Raw genomic sequence first — 16,587 nt, 5'->3', positions numbered from 1 at the left:
GAACTCCATGCTCGTCCGCGACGCCATGAGCACAGTGGTCCTCACCATCGGCCCCGATCACACCCTCCGCCAGGCCGCCGCCCTGATGGCGGCTCGCCGGGTCGGCGCGGCCGTGGTCCTCGACCCGGACGCCGGCGGACTCGGCATCCTGACCGAACGCGACGTCCTCGTCTCCGTGGGCCTCGGCCAGAGCCCCGACACCGAGCGCGCCCACGCCCACACCACCACCGACGTCGTGTTCGCCACGCCGTCCTGGACCCTGGAGGAAGCGGCCCGCGCGATGACCCACGGCGGCTTCCGCCATCTGATCGTCCTCGACGAGGGCGACCCCATCGGCATCGTCTCGGTCCGCGACATCATCCGCTGCTGGGCACCCGCCCGACAGCCCGCACCGGCGTAGCCGCGCCCGGACGCACGAACGGGCCGGGAGTCTCCTACGAGACCCCGGCCCGCCCCAACGACAAGCGGTCCAACCCTGGTCAGCCGCACAAGGCCTGGACGGCGGCCTCCAGGCGCTTGCCGAAGCCTTCATCGATCGAAGCCAGATCCTACATTGGACAAAATCCAAGTCAAGTCAAGCTCCAAGTTCACACCCGTTCGGGAACTGTTCCCGCCTGCTGTTACGCTGACCGGTATGAGTGACCTTCTGGAGCGGCTGCGCGGACGCGGATGGCGTATGACCGCGCAGCGGCGTGTCGTGGCCGAGGTCCTCGACGGCGAACACGTCCATCTGACGGCCGACGAGGTGCACGCGCGCGCTGTCACCAAGCTGCCCGAGATCTCCCGGGCGACCGTCTACAACACCCTCGGCGAGCTGGTCTCCCTCGGTGAGGTGCTCGAGGTCGCCACGGACCGGCGCGCCAAGCGGTACGACCCGAACGCGCACCGTCCACACCACCACCTGGTCTGCGCCCGGTGCGGCACGATCCGTGACGTGCACCCGACCGGCAACCCCCTGGCGGACCTTCCCTCCTCCGAGCGCTTCGGCTTCACCGTCTCGGACGTGGAGGTCACCTACCGGGGCGTCTGCCCGAACTGCACCCAGGCGTAGCAGCACCGCCGCCGCACGACGAAGCCCCGGCCACACAACAGCCGGGGCTTTTCTGCGCCACCTGAAAGTGAATCTGAACGAAAACACCGATGGCCCGGAACCTCAAGGTTCCGGGCCATCGGCCTTCAGTAGCGGGGACAGGATTTGAACCTGCGACCTCTGGGTTATGAGCCCAGCGAGCTACCGAGCTGCTCCACCCCGCGTCGATGAACAGAACACTACGTCACCCGCGCCGACCAGAGCAAATCCATTAACCCCCGGACCAAACCCGACGCAGCCGAGGACACTCGTACCCCTGGGGCGGCAAGCGTGACCGCAGCGATACCCCGGACCCGGCACAACTGCGGGCAGTCGTGCCGCTGGGGCGATGGGGGCACCTCCCGCTCGAGCGAAGCCGAGGGTGGGGAGGGTGGGCGCAGCGGCACCCGCAAGCGTGGGTGAGCGGGACCCCGCCCCTCGCCCAGCACGCGCCCCCGGGCACCCTCGCAGCCCCGGACCACACCGCCACCCCGGCACCACGGCACCCCTTCAGCTCCCCGCCCCACTCACCTACGCCGACAACTCGTCCCGCAACGCATCCCGCAACCGCGCCGCCCGCTCCGCCACCTCAGCTAGGCCCGAGCGCCACGGCCCGATCGGCCCACCGCTTCCCTCCACCAGCTCACCCCGACGCGCGTAGACGAGGGCGAGCCGCAACGCCGCCCGCCCATGCCCCGCGTCGGCGGCCCGAGCCCACCACACGGCGGCCTCCGGCTCACTCCCCTCCCGAGCCAGCAGCAGCCCCAGATTGAACGCCCCGTTCCGCGATCCCGACTCCGCCGCGGCCCGGTACCACCGCGCGGCCTCGACCACGTCCCCCCGTCCGGCCGCCAGCATCCCGACGCGCACCTGCGCCCGCCGATGCCCCTGCGACGCGGCCCGCTCGTACCACTCCTCGCACTCGTTCTTCTCCCGCACCGGCTCGCCCAGTTCGTGCGCGGGCGCGGGCGGCCGCCGCGCGTCGAGCACGGCGGCCAGCCGGTACGCGGCCTCCGCGCTGCCCCCACCGGCGGCGCACCGCAGATGCCGCTCGGCGGCACGCTCGTCACCGTCCCGCAGTCGCGCTATGGCGACCTGGAGCGCCGCCTCGGTGTGCCCGGCGGCAGCCGCCCGCTCGTACCAGACCGCCGCCGTCGCGTCGTCGCCCCGCCCGGCGAACAGGATGCCCAGGTTGAAGGCGGCGTCGACGCTCCCGGCCTCGGCGGCCTTGGAGAACCACGGCTCCGCACCGGACGCGTCGCCGACCTGGAGCAGCAGGATGGCCAGTGCGTTCGCCGCCTCCCGGTGTCCGGCGTACGCGGCGCGCCGGTACCACTGCTCGGCCTGCGCGGTCCGCCCCTGCTCGGCGCAGAGCAGCCCGAGGTTGTACGCGCCGTTGACGTCCCCGGCGTCCATCGCGGCCCGGTACCAGCGCTCGGCGGTCTGCGTCTCGCCGCGCTCGGCGTGCAGCGCGCCCAGCGCGTTCGCCGCGTTGCCGTTGCCGTCCTGGGCGGCCCGCAGCCACCACACGGCCGCGCTCTCCGTGTCCCCCGCGTCCCGCAGCAGGAACCCGAGCGCGCACGCGGCGCGCGGCTCACCGTGCTTCGCGGAGGTCAGGTACCAGCGACCGGCCTCCTTCAGCTCCCCGCGCCGCTCCAGGATCGCCCCGAGGTGCAGCGCGGCCCGCCGGTGCCCGCGCGCGGCGGCCTGCCGGTACCACTGCTCCGCCTCCTCGGCGGCATCCGCCCCGACACCGTTGTCGGTGGCGCGCTCCCCCGCGCCCACGGCCTGCCCGCCGCCGTCCCGCCCGGCGGCACGGCCCTCGCGGGGGCCGCTCCCGATCTCGAGCGCCGCGCGCGCGATCTTCCGTCCTTCGCGCACGGCGGTGCGCTCCTCCTGCTCCGCGCGCTGGTCGAGCGTCCGCGCGAGCCGGTACGCGGCCTCGCGGTGCCCGCGCTCGGCGGCCACTCTCATCCACCGCTCGGCGGCGGCGTCACTGCGGTGCTCCAGCAGGTCGGCGAGCGCGTACGCGCCCAGGGCGTGCCCCTGCTCGGCGGACTGGCGCAGCCAGTACTCGGCGGCCGGTTCGTCACCGCGCTCGCGATGGTGCCGGCCGAGCGCGTGCGCGGCGGCGGCGGAACCGGCGACGGCCGCGACCCGCCACCAGCCGGCGGCCTCGTCGGCGTACCCCCGCTGGTGCAGCAGGACACCCAGGTTGTTGGCGGCCGCCCGGTCCCCGGCCGCGGTGGCGGCCCGCAGACAGGGCTCGGCTCCGTCCAGGTCGCCGCGGCGCAGGAGCATGGCGCCGAGGACACTCATCGCCTCGGTGTCACCGGCTTCGGCGGCGAGCCGCTGACGCGCCTCCTCGACGGCGTCGCCCGTCTCGTCCTCGTCCGCGACCCCCGCGGACTCGACCGACGAGGCGGACTCGGCGGGCAGCACGAAGTCGGCAGGCAGCGCAATGTCGGCAGGCTGCGCAAACCGCCCTGTCTCCAACAGAGTTGCCTTGTCCCCCATAACGTCCATCGTCGCACCACCTGCAACCTGGGTACACCTGGTATACCGCAGCCATTGAGGTCACTACAGCGTTTTGTCGACATGCCCACAGAGCGACAAGTCAAACACAGATTTCCCGAGCACCCCGGCCAACACGTCGAAGGCCCGGATCCTTTAGAGGATCCGGGCCTTCAACTTCAGTAGCGGGGACAGGATTTGAACCTGCGACCTCTGGGTTATGAGCCCAGCGAGCTACCGAGCTGCTCCACCCCGCGCCGTTGCGTTGCAACCGTACCACGGCGCGGGACGGAGCCTTGAATCAGCCGCCTCCGGAGCCTCCGTCGCCGCTCTGGTCGCTGTCCTCACTGCCGCTGCCGCCGGTCTCGTCGGCCTTGGACTGCGCGTCCTCGGCCCGCTTCAGCGCGTCCTCCAGGTCCTGTTGGGCCCGGCCGTACGCCTCCCAGTCGCCGTCCTTGAGGGCCTGCTGCCCCTCGTCGAACGCCTTCTGAGCCTGCTCCAGCGCCTGTTGGACCGTCGGATCGCCCGACGTCGGCGGCTCGTCGGTGCCCTCGTCGGGGTCGTCCGGCGGTGGCTCGGTCGGCGTGCCCTCGGTTTCGAACACCTTGTTGAGCGCCGCGTCGAGGGTGTCCTCGAAGGCCGTGTTGCCGCCGTAGGTGACCAGCACCTTGCGCAGCAACGGGTACTTGAGCCCGCCGCCTCGCACATAGACGGGTTCCACGTAGAGCAGTCCGCCGTCGAGCGGGACCGTCAAGAGGTTGCCGTACTCGACCTCCGAGTCACCACGTTTGAGCAAGCTGATCGTTTCGGCGATGTCCTGCTGGGAGTTGAACTGGCTCTGGACCTGTTTGGGTCCCTCGATGGCCTCGCTCGTCGGCACCTTCAGAATTCTGATCTTGCCGTAGTCCTTGGTGCCCGCCTCGGCGTTGACCGCCATGAAACCACTGAGGTTGTCACGACCGTTCGGTGTGAACGTGGTGGTCAGCGAGAACGCCTGCTCCTGTTGACCGGGCATCTTCATGCTCAGGTAGTACGGCGGCACCGCGTTGCCCGACGTGTTGGTCGGGTCGTCCGGAACCTGCCACACCTCGCTGCCGCTGAGGAACGTGTCCGCGTCCTTGACGTGGTAGCGGGTCAGCAGTTCGCGCTGGACCTTGAACAGGTCCTGCGGGTACCGCAGATGGGCTTCCAGGGACGGGGAGATCTCCTTCTTCGGCTCCACCGTGTTCGGGAACGCCTTCATCCAGGTCTTCAGGACCGGATCCTGGGTGTCCCACTGATAGAGCTTGACCTCACCGGTGTACGCGTCGACGGTCGCCTTCACCGAGTTGCGGATGTAGTTGACCTGGTTCTGCTGGGCCACCACCGCGCGCTGGCTGTTGTCCGCGGTCAACGAGTCGGCCGTCGTGTCACCCAGGGTGGTGCGGGAGGCGTAGGGGTAGCCGTTGGTCGTCGTGTACGCGTCGACGATCCACTGGATCTTCCCGTCGATGACTGCCGGATAGGCGTCGCCGTCGATGGTCAGCCATGGGGCGACCGCCTCGACGCGCTCCTTGGGCGTGCGGTTGTAGAGGATCCGCGAACCCTCGCCGATGGCGCCGGAGTAGAGGATCTGCGGCTCGTTGAACGCCACCGCGTACGCGGCCCGGTTGACCGGGCTGGAGAGGTTGACCCCTCCGTCGCCCTTGTAGCTGGTGGTCTTCTCACCGCTGTCGTCGGAGTAGTCGATCTCCTTCTGGGGCCCGCCGACGATCGAGTACTGGGTGGTCCTCTCGCCGTAGTAGACCCGCTGCTGGTACTTGCCCAGGTCGCCCTTGGACGGCAGGTCGGACTCGGTGAAGACCGGGCGGCCTCCGGAGGTGGCCTCGGTGCCCTTGGCGGCGACCACTCCGAAGCCGTGGGTGTAGCGGAAGTGGTCGTTGATCCAGTTGTTCTTGGGAATGCCGGCGAGGTTCAGCTCGCGCAGACCGATGACCGTGTCCTGCTCAGCGCCGTCCTCATTGCTGTAGCGGTCGACGTCCAGGTTGGTGGGGAACGCGTAGTAGTTCCTCATCTGCTGGAGCTGCTGGAACGTCGGCGAGACGACGTTCGGGTCGAGCATGCGGATGCTGGCCGTGGTGTCGGCGTCCTCACGGAGGGTGGCCTTGGGCGTGGTGCTCGTGCCCGCGTACTCCTGGACGTCGGTCCCGTCGATGCCGTAGGCCTGTCGGGTCGCCGCCAGGTTCTTCTCGACGTACGGCGCTTCCTTGGCCTGCTCGTTCGGCTGGACCTGGAACTTCTGCACGATGGCCGGGTACAGCCCCCCGATGAGGATCGCGGAGAGGACCATCAGACCGAAGCCGATGACCGGCAGCTGCCAGGTGCGCCGCCAGATGGTGGCGAAGAACAGCAACGCGCAGATCACGGCGATGCAGAACAGGATCGTCTTGGCCGGCAGGTACGCGTTCGCGTCGACGTACCGCAGGCCGGTCCAGTTGCCCGTGGCCTTGAAGTCGCTGGACTTCACCGCGAGCCCGTAGCGGTCGAGCCAGTAGGCGACCGCCTTCAGGGCGACGAAGATGCCGAGGAGCACCGACAGGTGCCCGGTGGCCGCGGCGGTGGCACGCGCGCCCGGCGAGGTGACCCTGAGGCCGCCGTAGAGGTAGTGCGTGAGCGCGGCGGCGATCACCGAGAGCACGGCGGCGGCGAAGCCGAAGCCGAGCAGGAAGCGGTACCAGGGCAGGTCGAAGGCGTAGAAGGCCACGTCCAGGTCGAACTGGGGGTCCTTCTGCCCGAAGGGCACCCCGTTCACCCACATCAGCCAGGTGCGCCACTGCCCGGAGGCGGAGGCGCCGGCGATGAGGCCCACCAGGGCGGTGATCCCGAGGAGCAGCCACTTCTTGTAGGGCGCGATGCCCATGCGGTACCTGTCGAGGCTCTGCTGCTCCATCGACATCGCGCTCAGCGGCGGCCGCAGCCGGTGCGCCAACCAGATGTTGAAGCCGACCGAGGCCGACATCAGCAGCCCGAAGACGAAGAAGAGCCCGATCTTCGTCCACAACGTGGTGGTGAAGACGGAGGAGTACTTCACCGACCGGTACCAGAGCCAGTCCGTCCAGAACCCCGCGAACATGACGAACGCCATGCCGAGGACGGCAAGAACGCCCAGCGTCATGAGCAGGGTCCGGACACGTCGGGACGGTCGGCCCACTCTGATCCGCGGCCCTGTCGGGCCTCCGCCGCGGTCCGGCATCTGGAAAGCCAAGGTGCGCACCTCGAAGTTCGCTGTCGATACGTCAGGCCCGCGTCTACGGACCCTCCAGCGGGCCCCGTGATCGTAGGGGCCTCACCTATGCAACTTACTCACGCTTTACTCGGTTCCCGCTTCCGGGAACGAACGAGGCAGGATTGTGACCATGTCCAACACTCCCATGGCAGCGAACCCCCTCACCCGGGCGGTGCTCGAGATCGACGAGTACGCCTCGGGCCTCGGCTGGGACCAGCCCGCTCGCCTCTTCGCCCTGGTGGATACCGCGCGTCTGCGGTCCCAGGAACCCGCCCTCGCGGCTCAGCTCGGCCTGCAGGACGAGTCCGAGACCGTGGGTCTCACCCCGATCGAGCAGGACGAGATTCCCGCGGGCCAGGCGCTGGACGAGTTCCTCGGCACCATCGCCTGGCCCGACGCGGTGGTCGGCTGCGCCCTGACCGTGGAGCGGCTGATGCTGCCGCCGTCCGCCGAGGCGTCCGTCCCGGAGAACCTGGACGGGGCCCGGCTCACCAAGTGGGTGGCCTCCCACCCCGACCGTCAGGAGGTCCGGATGACGGTCGCCGTCCTGCGCGACGGCTCCCGCGACTCGGCCCTGCGCCTGCGTGAGAAGGACACCCCGACGGAGGTCCTCACCGGCCCCGAACTGGTCCCGGGCCTGGCGGAGGCCCTGTCCGCGACCTTCGTGGACTGATCCCCGGCCGCACCACGCTCGGGCCGACGACGGCCGGGTCCGAGACGATCGGATCCACGACGGTCGGGTCCACGGCACTCAGATCTACGACGATCCGATCTACGACTGTGGGGGCGCCCTCCGGCCCGGAGGGCGCCCCCACGCGCGCGTGCGCCGTCACTGCGCTCCTGTCAGCCCTTGGTGGTGCACTTCGGCAGATCGGCCGTGTCGCCGGAGCGGATGTCCCCGAGGGCCCCGAGGGCGTCCTCGATGGTGTCGACCTTGACGAGGGTGAGTCCGTCGGGGGTGTCCTTCGCGGCCGCGGCGCAGTTGTCCTTGGGCGTCAGGAAGTACTCGGCGCCCTTGTCACGCGCGCCGACCGTCTTCATCTCGATGCCGCCGATGGGGCCGACCTTGCCCTCGTCGTCGATCGTGCCGGTGCCGGCCACGAACTTGCCGCCCGTCAGATTGCCCGGGGTCAGCTTGTCGTAGATACCGAGGGCGAACATCAGTCCGGCGCTCGGGCCGCCGACGTCCGCGAGCTTGATGTCGATGGTGAACGGGAAGGTGTGGTCGGTCCCGGCGGAGATCCCGACGATCGCCCGCTGCTCGCCCGTGTCGTCGGACTTGGCCGTGGTGATCCTGACCGTCTCGGTCTCGGTCGCGGTCCTGTTCGCCTTCTCGGCGGCGGCCTGCGCCTTGGCGGGCACGATGACGAAGTCGACGTCCTCGCCGGGCTTGTGCTTGGTGACCAGCTTCGCGACGTCCTCGGGCGCCTTGACCGCCGTGCCGTCGACGGACTTGATCACGTCACCGGCGTGCAGCTTGCCCTCGGCCGGTGAGTCCTTGAGGACGGTGGAGACGATCACCCAGGACTTCACCGGGATGTCCAGCTCCTTCAGGGCGGCGACCTTGGCGCTCTCCTGGGACTGGCTGAACTCCTCGGCGTTCTCCTGGGTCGACTGCTCCTCGGTCTTGCCGTCCGGGTAGAGCGTGTCGTGCGGGACGACCTTGTTGTCGTGTGCCAGCCAGCCGTACACGGCCTCGACGAGGTTCATCCTGTAGTCGGCACTGGTCACACGCACTGTGGTCATGTTCAGGTGACCGGTCGTCGCGTACGTCTTGTGTCCCGAGATCTGCAGCACCGGCTCGCCACCGTGCTCCCCGAGCGTGTTCACCGTCGGCCCCGGCGACATCTCCGAATACGGCACGGGAATGATCACTCCCGCGCACAGGAGCGCGATCAGCATCAGGGTGGAGGCGAGCATCGTCGCGGTGCGGCGTGGCATGGAACGACAGTACGGGACAGGCCTGTCAGTGCACCGTCGGGGCCGTCCGTCCGGGGGCGGCGGGCGTGGGCACCAGGGGGTGTTTCGAAAGTCCTGTGCGGTGCCCGCGGTGTCCGGTGCGTGCTCTCGGCGTGCCGGACGAAAGCCCTCGTACTGGACGTACTTGGGGTTTCGGCCGGTGCGGCGAGAGTGCGTGCCGGGCGCCGTGGGTGCTGTGCGGGACTTTCGAAACACCCCCTAGCCGCCGGTGTGGGACCGCTCCATGGCCTCGCGGAAGCGTGAGTACCCCGCGAGCTCGGTGCCGTCCTCGATGCTCCTGCGATTCCGGCTGGCCCAGCCACCCCACAGTCCGGCACCGATCGCGGCCACCAGTGGAATCAGCAACCAGGCGAGCGCCGCCATGCCGCCTCCCAACCCCTACGAAGCAACCACAACTGACTGATCAGCAGATTATCCGTCCGTCCCGTCAACGCTCTCGCCGAGGGCCGGGTTACGCAACCGGAAGCACATGGACGTATTCCGGTCACGCCATCAACAAGCTCCGACCCGCCCTCCCGTCGCCCGACCACCACCCCCACCGACGGCGCTACGCGCCGACCCACTCCTCGGTGCCGTCCGAGAACGTCTGGTGCTTCCAGATGGGCACCTCGTGCTTCAGGTCGTCGATCAGCCTGCGGCACGCCTCGAAGGCCTCGCCCCGATGCGGACAGGACACGGCGACGACCACGGCCAGGTCACCGACCTTCAGGTCGCCCACCCGGTGCACGGCCGCGAGCGCCCGCACGGGGTAGTCGGCGACCACCTTCTCCGCGATCCGCCGCATCTCGGCCTCGGCCGTCGGGTGACACGAATAGCCGAGCTCGTCGACATCGGTTCCGCCGTCGTGGTTCCGCACGGTTCCCACGAACAGCGCGGTCCCCCCGGCCGCGTCGTCCCCGACCGCCCGGAACACCTCGTCGAGGGAGAGCGCCGTCTCCCGGATCGCGATCAGCTTGATGGGCTCCGCGGCGCCCCGCTCACCAGGATGATCATCATTCACAGCCATACCCCCATCGTGCCTCACCCGCGCCCCGGACCGGCCGGGGCACCCGTCAACGTCTGCCCCGCGCCTTCCGCGCCCGCCGCACCAGTGCCGCCGTACCCAGCAGCGCGACCGTCGCGCCGGCGGCACCCGCGGCCGTCGCGTCCTTCCGCCCCAGCCGCCGTCCGGCCACGGTGTGCCGCCCGGCGACCTCCTCCAGCAGCTCCGCGAGCACTTCCTCGTTCGTCCACAGCGGCCGCCACCCGGCGTCGTGCAACCGGCTCCCGCTCACCACCCACGGGTACATCGTGTACGCCAGGTCCCCCGCCGGTGACGGCGTGAGCCCGATCCGGTGCAGCCGGGCGGCGGCCCCGAGCGCGACCGCGGACGGCAGCTCCATGCGCCGGATCCCGCTGAGCTCCTCGACCTCCTCCTGCTCCAGCCACCCCTCGCACCCGACGGCGAGCTCCCCGTCGACCTTCTCCAGCACGGCGTACTCCAGCGCCCCGCAGAGGTCCTCGACGTGACAGAACTGCCAGGCCGGTCGCGACCCGGCCACCACCAGCAGCCGCGGCGACTCGAAATACCTGGTCAGCGCCGTGTCCGTCCCTCCGACCAGGGTCGCGGGACGCACCACGGTGACATTGAGGCCGGGATGGGCGCGCGGCGCCCGGCGCGCGAGCCGCTCGATCTCCAGCAGGTCGCCGACCCCCGTGGCCTCGGCGGTCGCCCGCAGCTCGGCGTCCTCCGAGAGCGGCAGCTCGTTGTCGGGCAGCGCCCCGTAGACCATCGCCGACGTGCACAGCACGACCCGGTGCACCCCGGCCGCGGCGGCCGCCGTGAGCACGGTCTGCGTCCCGCGCACGTTGTACGCGCTGCGGGCCGCCGAGTCGGTGCCCAGGTCGAGGTCGACGGCGAGGTGCACCACCACGTCGGCCCCGCGCAGCTTCTCGGCGATCGCCGGGTCCCGGACGTCCAGGATGTGCCACTGGGCGGACGCGCACTCGCCGCGCCGCTCGTCGATGGCGACGACCTGCCGGATCTCGTCGGACGCGGCGAGCCGCTCGGTGAGCAGCGCTCCTACGCCGGACGCGGCACCGGTGACCGCGACGACGGGCCCGCGCACGGCGGGACTGGTTGCGTGGTTTCGCGCTGCGCGAACCTGCGGATCTGGGGAACTCACCGGGCGTCTCCAGCGGTTGTCTTCAGTACGAACGCGGGTGACGCGTACGTACCAGGTGGCATCCATCCTGCCGCAGGCCTTCGGTCGGCGGAGCACCGAGGCCTTAACCCGCCGTGGTGTCTACGCTGGGTGGTGTTCGGGCAGCCGTGCCGTCGGAGAAACCCGATGGCCCTATCAGCCGAGGAATCCCGTGAGTGACACCCCATTCGGATTCGGCCTTCCGCCGGAGGAGCCGGACGACGGCGACGAGGGCAAGAAGAAGGACCAGCAGAGCGGTGGTGGTCAGGGCCCGGCCAACCCGTTCGGTTTCGGGTTCCCCGGGGCCGGCGGCCCCGGCGCCGACAATCCGTTCGCCGCGATGTTCGGTTCCATGAACCCCACCGACCTGGGCGCCGCCTTCCAGCAGCTGGGCCAGATGCTCTCGTACGAGGGCGGCCCGGTGAACTGGGACATGGCCAAGCAGATCGCCCGCCAGACGGTCTCCCAGGGGACCGCCGACGGCACGAAGGACGAGAGCGTCGGCCCCGCCGAGCGCACCGCCGTCCAGGAGGCCGTACGCCTGGCCGATCTCTGGCTGGACGACGCGACGTCCCTGCCGTCCGGTGCCGGCTCCGCCGTGGCGTGGAGCCGTGCGGAGTGGGTGGAGGCGACCCTGCCCGCCTGGAAGGAACTGGTCGACCCGGTGGCCGAACGGGTCGGCGGCGCCATGGGCGACATCCTGCCGGAGGAGATGCAGGCCATGGCCGGCCCGCTGATCGGCATGATGAAGTCGATGGGCGGCGCCATGTTCGGCCAGCAGATCGGGCAGGCCGTGGGCGTGCTCGCGGGCGAGGTCGTCGGATCCACCGACGTCGGCCTGCCGCTCGGACCGGCCGGCAAGGCCGCGCTGCTGCCGCTGAACGTGGAGGCGTTCGGCAAGGACCTGGGCGTCGGCAAGGACGAGGTGCGGCTCTACCTGGCGCTGCGCGAGGCCGCCCACCAGCGTCTCTTCGCGCATGTGCCGTGGCTGCGCTCGCACCTGTTCGGCGCCGTCGAGGGCTACGCGCGCGGGATCAAGGTCGACACGGCCAAGCTGGAGGACGTGGTCGGGCAGTTCGACCCGCAGAACCCCGAGGAGCTGCAGCAGGCGCTCCAGCAGGGCATGTTCCAGCCGGAGGACACCCCGGCGCAGAAGGCGGCCCTGGCCCGTCTGGAGACCGCCCTGGCACTGGTGGAGGGCTGGGTGGACGCGGTGGTGCACGCCGCCGCGAAGCCGCGTCTGTCGTCCGCGGACGCCCTGCGCGAGACCCTGCGCCGCCGCCGTGCCACCGGCGGTCCGGCCGAGCAGACCTTCGCCACGCTGATCGGTCTGGAGCTGCGCCCCCGCCGCCTGCGCGACGCCTCCCGCCTGTGGGCGTCCCTCACGGACGCGCGCGGTGTCGACGGCCGCGACGCCCTGTGGGCCCACCCCGACATGCTGCCCACCGCCTCCGACCTGGACGACCCGGACGGCTTCGTCCACCGCGAGCAGATGGACTTCTCCGAGCTGGACAAGATGCTCGGCGAGGCCGCCGGGGGCGGTTCCACCGAGAAGCCCGACCTCAAGAAGAAGGACGACGACACCGAGTGAGCCTGCACGACGACGCGGTCCTCGTGCTGAAGAGCTACGAGGATCAGGCCGAGCTGCGCCAGGCGTACCTCGACCACCTCGCGGCCCACCCGGACGGCATGTGGAAGGCGTGCGGCGCCGGACACATCACGGCGAGCGGCCTGGTGATCGACCCCGAGCGCGGCCGGGTGCTGCTCACTCTCCACAGGAAGCTGCGCATGTGGCTCCAGATGGGCGGCCACTGCGAGCCCGGGGACACCGTCCTCGCGGACTCCGCGCTGCGCGAGGCCACGGAGGAGTCCGGCATCGCCGGCCTGACGCTCCTGCCGGGCGGCCCGGTCCGCCTGGACCGCCATCACACCCCGTGCGCCTGGCATCTGGACGTCCAGTACGCGGCCCTCGCCCCGGCCGACGCGGTGGAAGCGATCAGCGACGAGTCCCTCGACCTGCGCTGGTTCACCTACGACGAGGTCCCGACCGTGGCCGACGATTCGGTCGTCCGCCTGTTGGAGGCCACGCGGGCGCGGCTCTGACCTCGCTCTTTCGCGTGGCGGTGGCGGCCTGTCGGCATGATGCCGCCGGGCGGTGGGCATGCCCCCGCCGGGGGCACGAACGCGGTAAGGGGCGTCCGCAAGGCGGAACGCCCCTTACACATGCGCCCGATCACGAGGCGTCCGCTCCCTCAAGGGCACGGCCCGCCCGTCCATCGGCGCTTCGCTCAGTTGCGGCTGCCCCCGAGGGAGTTGCCGCTCAGTCCGCCCGCGCCCATGCCGAACTGTCCGAGCACTCCGGACGTCCGCAGGTGCTGCGGCGGAAGCAGCTCGCTCGGCTGTACCAGGACGTGCCCGTGACCGCCGAAGTGCATCTCCCAGCCCTCACCGGTGGATCCCCTGCGGCGCCACACGGCGGACGTGGAGGTCGGCGCCTGGAGCTGTGTGCGCAGCGAGGTGGACCAGGCGATGACGGCGTCCGAGTCGACACAGATGTTCTTCTCGGGTGTCACCTCGAGCGCGAGCGGCTCTCCCGAGGTCATCAGGACGACCTTGCCGCCGCCGGACAGCTCCAGGTTGTACGCGCCCGCCGAGGCCACCTCGACGGCGCTGTCCACGGCGACGATGCCGACGTTCAGCGAGCCGTCGAACGCCAGGACGGCGGAGGAGTCGACGGTGATGCCGCTGCCGACCTCCATGATGTGCAGGTACTGCGCGAAGTTGGCGAGATACACGATCCCGTTGCCCTTGCAGCGCATGAGTTCGAGCCGCTCGCCGGTCATCCGCTCGGCGTTGCGCCAGCTGCGGTTGCGGTACTGGCTGTCGAAGTCGACCTGCCCCTCGAACGCGACCATGGCGCCCTGACGAGCCAGGACGGGACTGCTGCCGATGGTGATGTCGGTCTTGAGCAGTTGCGGGTTCTGCAGTGTGTAGCGCTCGGTGTGGTTCACCGGGATGTGCGCGAAGAGTGTGCTGTGCATGGTGTGCTGTTCTCCTCTCAGCCCCGGTCAGCCACGGATCTTGAAACGGTCGCCGGTGTCCTCGCTGGGCTGGACGACCACGAAGCCCCGCCCCTTGAAGCCGATCTGGAAGGCCTCCCCGCTGCCCCGGCCGATGAGCGCGCCGGCCTTGATGGTGCGACGGGCCTTCATGTCGAGGCCGTCGGTCCAGGCGATCAGCGCGTCCGGGTCGACGTAGGTCTCCCGTTCGGCGCAGTCGAGGGAGATCGGCACGCCCCGGCTGACCAGGGCGACCCATCCCGTGCCCCGGATCACGAGGTTGGTGAGGCCCGAGCCGGAGAGCTTGGCGAGGCCCTTGACCGGCTCGATCGAGAGCTGGAGGGAGGCGTCGCAGGCCAGCAGGGTCGGGCCGTTGACCGACAGCGCCTCGTTGTTCAGGTGGAGGACGAGGACGTCGCCGCCGTAGTCGGCGAGGTACAGGTCCCCGTCGCCGCGGCAGAGCATCAGCTTGCCGCCCTCGCCGGTGACCATCTCCTCCGCGCTGCGCCGCAGCGTGGCGGGCGGGCCGTCGAACTGCACATAGCCGTCGTACGCGATCATCGAGCCGGCTTTGGCCAGGAGGTCCTGGCCGGTGACCATGGTGACCTTGAGCGTCTTGGAGCTGTGCACGCTCATACGGACGCCGGTGGAGGCGGAGCGGTGCGCGTTGAGTGTCTGGAGGTCCATGCTCTGCCTCACACCTCGAAGGGCTGGACGACGACGAAGTTGCCGGGGGCGCCGCGGAACTGGAGGTTGACGGCCTCCTGGGTCTGCCGGGCGTACCCGGAGCGGCGCAGCCTGAGCGAGGTCGTGGTGACGGCCTGTGCACCGGCGGACCAGGCGATGACGGCGTTGCCGTCGACGTAGGTGGCCGGTCCGACAGGCAGCACGACGGGAACGCCGCGCGTCTTGACGACGACCGCTCCCGTACCGGAGAAGAGCATGCTGAACAGGCCGCCGCCGGGCAGTCCCACGCCCTCGATACGGCGGATCTCGGTGTCCAGTGACTCGTCGAAGGCAAGCACTCCGCGCGCGCTGGTGTAGAGCTGCTCGTTCTCCAGGCGGATCACGAAGAGGTGGCTGCCCTCGTCGGCGAGGAACACCTCACCGTCCCCGGAGCACCGCATGAGGGCCATGCCCTGGCCGGTGAGCTGGCCCGTCAACTTGCCGAGCAGGCCGGAACCCTTGTGGGCGAAGTCGATGTCGCCCTGGTAGGCGACCATGCTGCCCTGCTTGGCGAGGATGTTGGCGCCCTTGGTGAGCGTAGCCCGCACCAGCTGCGGGTTCTGCTCGGTCCAGCGGTCCCCGACGGGGGCCTCGGAGTACTTCGTCAGTACGACTCGCAGCCCTGCCTCCGGCGGCACCGGCGCGAGCTGCGTCCCGCCGCCGAAAGGCTGTGCCTGGCCCGGGAAGGCACCCGGCGCGCCCGGGGGCGTGAACGGGCCGCCTTGCGGAGCCGCTCCCGGCGGGGTGAAGGGGCCGCCGTGTGGCGCGGCACCGGGAGGCGTGAAGGGCCCACCCTGCGGCGGGGCGCCGGGCGGGTGAACGGGCCGCCCTGCGGCGGGCGGCCGGGGCGGAACGGTGCCGCCGGGCGGCATGTGCAGGGGCGCGGCGATCGTCGGAGCGGCGTGCACGGAGGGCGAGGGCGCCGGGGCGCGAACGGCTGCGCGGGCGCCGGGGCGGCCGGAGCCGCGGGGCGCCGAACGCGGGCGGGCGAAGCCGGGCGCTGCGTCGGCCTGCGGCTGCTGCGGTGCGGCGGGCTGCTCCTCGGCGACCTCGCCGCCGAAGTTCTTCAGCAGCGCGTCGAGGCCGCCGTCGAAGCCCTGCCCGACGGCCGCGAACCGCCAGACGTCCTTCAGGTAGAAGTCGCCCAGCATCACGGCACGCTCGGTGGAGAACTCCGAGCCGTCGAACGGATACCTGGCCACTTCCTCGCCGCCCGCGACGATACGGACGTAACCGGGGGCGATCTGCGACATCTGCCCGTTGCCGTCGATCGTCGCCGTGAAGGACAGCTTCTGGATCTGCGGCGGGATCTTGTCGAGGGTGACACGGAAGGACTCGGTGTCCCCGGACTGGGAGCCCAGGAGCTGGATGGACTCCTCGGGGGTCTTCGGCTGGTTGAAGAAGACGAAGTAGCGGTCGTCCGAGAGCCGTTCGTCGGCGTCCAGTCCGAAGCAACTGATGTCGAAGGTCAGCCCGGGGGCGGAGATCTGTACACCTACATACAGATCCGTACCCGCGGTGAGGTCACTGATCTTGGCCTTGTGGCCGCGTTGGAATTCCCTGGCCATGCGTAACGACCGTCCCCCATCCCGAAAGTGCGTGCGCCTGCGAGTGCGTCGCGTCAGGCTAACCGCAAAGTCCTGGGGCGTACGAGGCCGGTACAGAGACGGTACAAAAGCGCGACTTCGGTCACCGGTTCCACAAACGCACACGCGCGCGTGAAGCGCCTGTTCCGTGACACCCCCGCTCGGGGCACCCGCCGTGCGGCACCTTCGGGCCGCAGGTCACGGG

At 70.4% G+C, this 16,587-nt stretch carries 13 protein-coding genes, 2 tRNA genes and 1 pseudogene; 5 read left to right on the top strand and 11 right to left on the bottom strand.

Features of this window, described 5'->3' with window-relative positions; translation table 11 throughout:
- Nucleotides 1-7: 7 nt before the first annotated feature.
- On the top strand, nt 8-400 hold the full coding sequence (locus E4N62_RS32360) for a cyclic nucleotide-binding/CBS domain-containing protein (protein ID WP_230220019.1): 393 nt from the start codon (nt 8-10) through the stop codon (nt 398-400).
- A gap of 234 nt (nt 401-634) precedes the next feature.
- Nucleotides 635-1,051 (top strand): Fur family transcriptional regulator, encoded by a 417-nt coding sequence (locus E4N62_RS32355; protein WP_230220017.1) that lies wholly within the window; start codon nt 635-637, stop codon nt 1,049-1,051.
- A 129-nt stretch (nt 1,052-1,180) separates the two neighbouring features.
- Here the strand turns inward: E4N62_RS32355 and E4N62_RS32350 are convergent.
- From E4N62_RS32350 to E4N62_RS32335, 4 genes and pseudogenes are all read right to left on the bottom strand, one after another.
- Nucleotides 1,181-1,254: transfer RNA gene (locus tag E4N62_RS32350), tRNA-Met, on the bottom strand.
- A 346-nt stretch (nt 1,255-1,600) separates the two neighbouring features.
- Nucleotides 1,601-3,595: pseudogene (locus E4N62_RS32345) on the bottom strand (sel1 repeat family protein).
- Between the two features lie 171 nt (nt 3,596-3,766).
- Nucleotides 3,767-3,840 (bottom strand) — tRNA-Met (locus E4N62_RS32340).
- A 44-nt stretch (nt 3,841-3,884) separates the two neighbouring features.
- Nucleotides 3,885-6,815 (bottom strand): UPF0182 family protein, encoded by a 2,931-nt coding sequence (locus E4N62_RS32335; protein ID WP_230220325.1) that lies wholly within the window; start codon nt 6,813-6,815, stop codon nt 3,885-3,887.
- A gap of 163 nt (nt 6,816-6,978) precedes the next feature.
- On the opposite strand from E4N62_RS32335, the gene E4N62_RS32330 reads away from it, so the two are divergent.
- Nucleotides 6,979-7,521, top strand: a complete 543-nt coding sequence (locus tag E4N62_RS32330) for a PPA1309 family protein (RefSeq protein WP_268269932.1) — start codon at nt 6,979-6,981, stop codon at nt 7,519-7,521.
- A 170-nt stretch (nt 7,522-7,691) separates the two neighbouring features.
- On the opposite strand, the gene E4N62_RS32325 is transcribed toward E4N62_RS32330, so the two are convergent.
- The 4 genes from E4N62_RS32325 to E4N62_RS32310 form a co-directional block, all read right to left on the bottom strand.
- Complete coding sequence (locus tag E4N62_RS32325; protein WP_230220013.1) at nt 7,692-8,789, bottom strand: PDZ domain-containing protein; 1,098 nt, start codon at nt 8,787-8,789, stop codon at nt 7,692-7,694.
- A 237-nt stretch (nt 8,790-9,026) separates the two neighbouring features.
- Nucleotides 9,027-9,191, bottom strand: a complete 165-nt coding sequence (locus tag E4N62_RS32320; protein ID WP_179201718.1) for a hypothetical protein — start codon at nt 9,189-9,191, stop codon at nt 9,027-9,029.
- A gap of 184 nt (nt 9,192-9,375) precedes the next feature.
- On the bottom strand, nt 9,376-9,834 hold the full coding sequence (locus E4N62_RS32315; protein ID WP_230220011.1) for a molybdenum cofactor biosynthesis protein MoaE: 459 nt from the start codon (nt 9,832-9,834) through the stop codon (nt 9,376-9,378).
- A 46-nt stretch (nt 9,835-9,880) separates the two neighbouring features.
- Nucleotides 9,881-10,993 (bottom strand): SDR family oxidoreductase, encoded by a 1,113-nt coding sequence (locus E4N62_RS32310; protein ID WP_230220009.1) that lies wholly within the window; start codon nt 10,991-10,993, stop codon nt 9,881-9,883.
- Nucleotides 10,994-11,183: 190 nt separating this feature from the next.
- On the opposite strand from E4N62_RS32310, the gene E4N62_RS32305 reads away from it, so the two are divergent.
- Together E4N62_RS32305 and E4N62_RS32300 are read left to right on the top strand one after the other, a co-directional pair.
- On the top strand, nt 11,184-12,602 hold the full coding sequence (locus E4N62_RS32305) for a zinc-dependent metalloprotease (RefSeq protein WP_230220007.1): 1,419 nt from the start codon (nt 11,184-11,186) through the stop codon (nt 12,600-12,602).
- Nucleotides 12,599-13,114, top strand: a complete 516-nt coding sequence (locus tag E4N62_RS32300) for an NUDIX hydrolase (protein ID WP_230220005.1) — start codon at nt 12,599-12,601, stop codon at nt 13,112-13,114. The genes E4N62_RS32305 and E4N62_RS32300 overlap by 4 nt, the downstream gene beginning before the upstream one ends.
- Before the next feature lie 185 nt (nt 13,115-13,299).
- On the opposite strand, the gene E4N62_RS32295 is transcribed toward E4N62_RS32300, so the two are convergent.
- Genes E4N62_RS32295 through E4N62_RS32285 form a run of 3 tightly spaced genes read right to left on the bottom strand, consistent with a single transcriptional unit; the run spans nt 13,300 to nt 16,364 of the window.
- The gene (locus tag E4N62_RS32295) at nt 13,300-14,052 is read right to left on the bottom strand and encodes an AIM24 family protein (RefSeq protein ID WP_230220003.1); all 753 of its coding nucleotides are present in this window, start codon (nt 14,050-14,052) and stop codon (nt 13,300-13,302) included.
- A gap of 27 nt (nt 14,053-14,079) precedes the next feature.
- On the bottom strand, nt 14,080-14,757 hold the full coding sequence (locus E4N62_RS32290; protein ID WP_215448892.1) for an AIM24 family protein: 678 nt from the start codon (nt 14,755-14,757) through the stop codon (nt 14,080-14,082).
- Between the two features lie 8 nt (nt 14,758-14,765).
- Nucleotides 14,766-16,364, bottom strand: coding sequence for a TerD family protein (locus E4N62_RS32285; protein WP_230220002.1), 1,599 nt, complete (start codon nt 16,362-16,364; stop codon nt 14,766-14,768).
- Between the last annotated feature and the right edge of the window lie 223 nt (nt 16,365-16,587).

It is taken from the genome of Streptomyces sp. MNU76 (assembly GCF_020982545.1).
Classification (GTDB): domain Bacteria; phylum Actinomycetota; class Actinomycetes; order Streptomycetales; family Streptomycetaceae; genus Streptomyces.
Note: the sequence above shows the minus strand (reverse complement) of the source record. Positions and strands in the feature narration are given on the sequence as shown.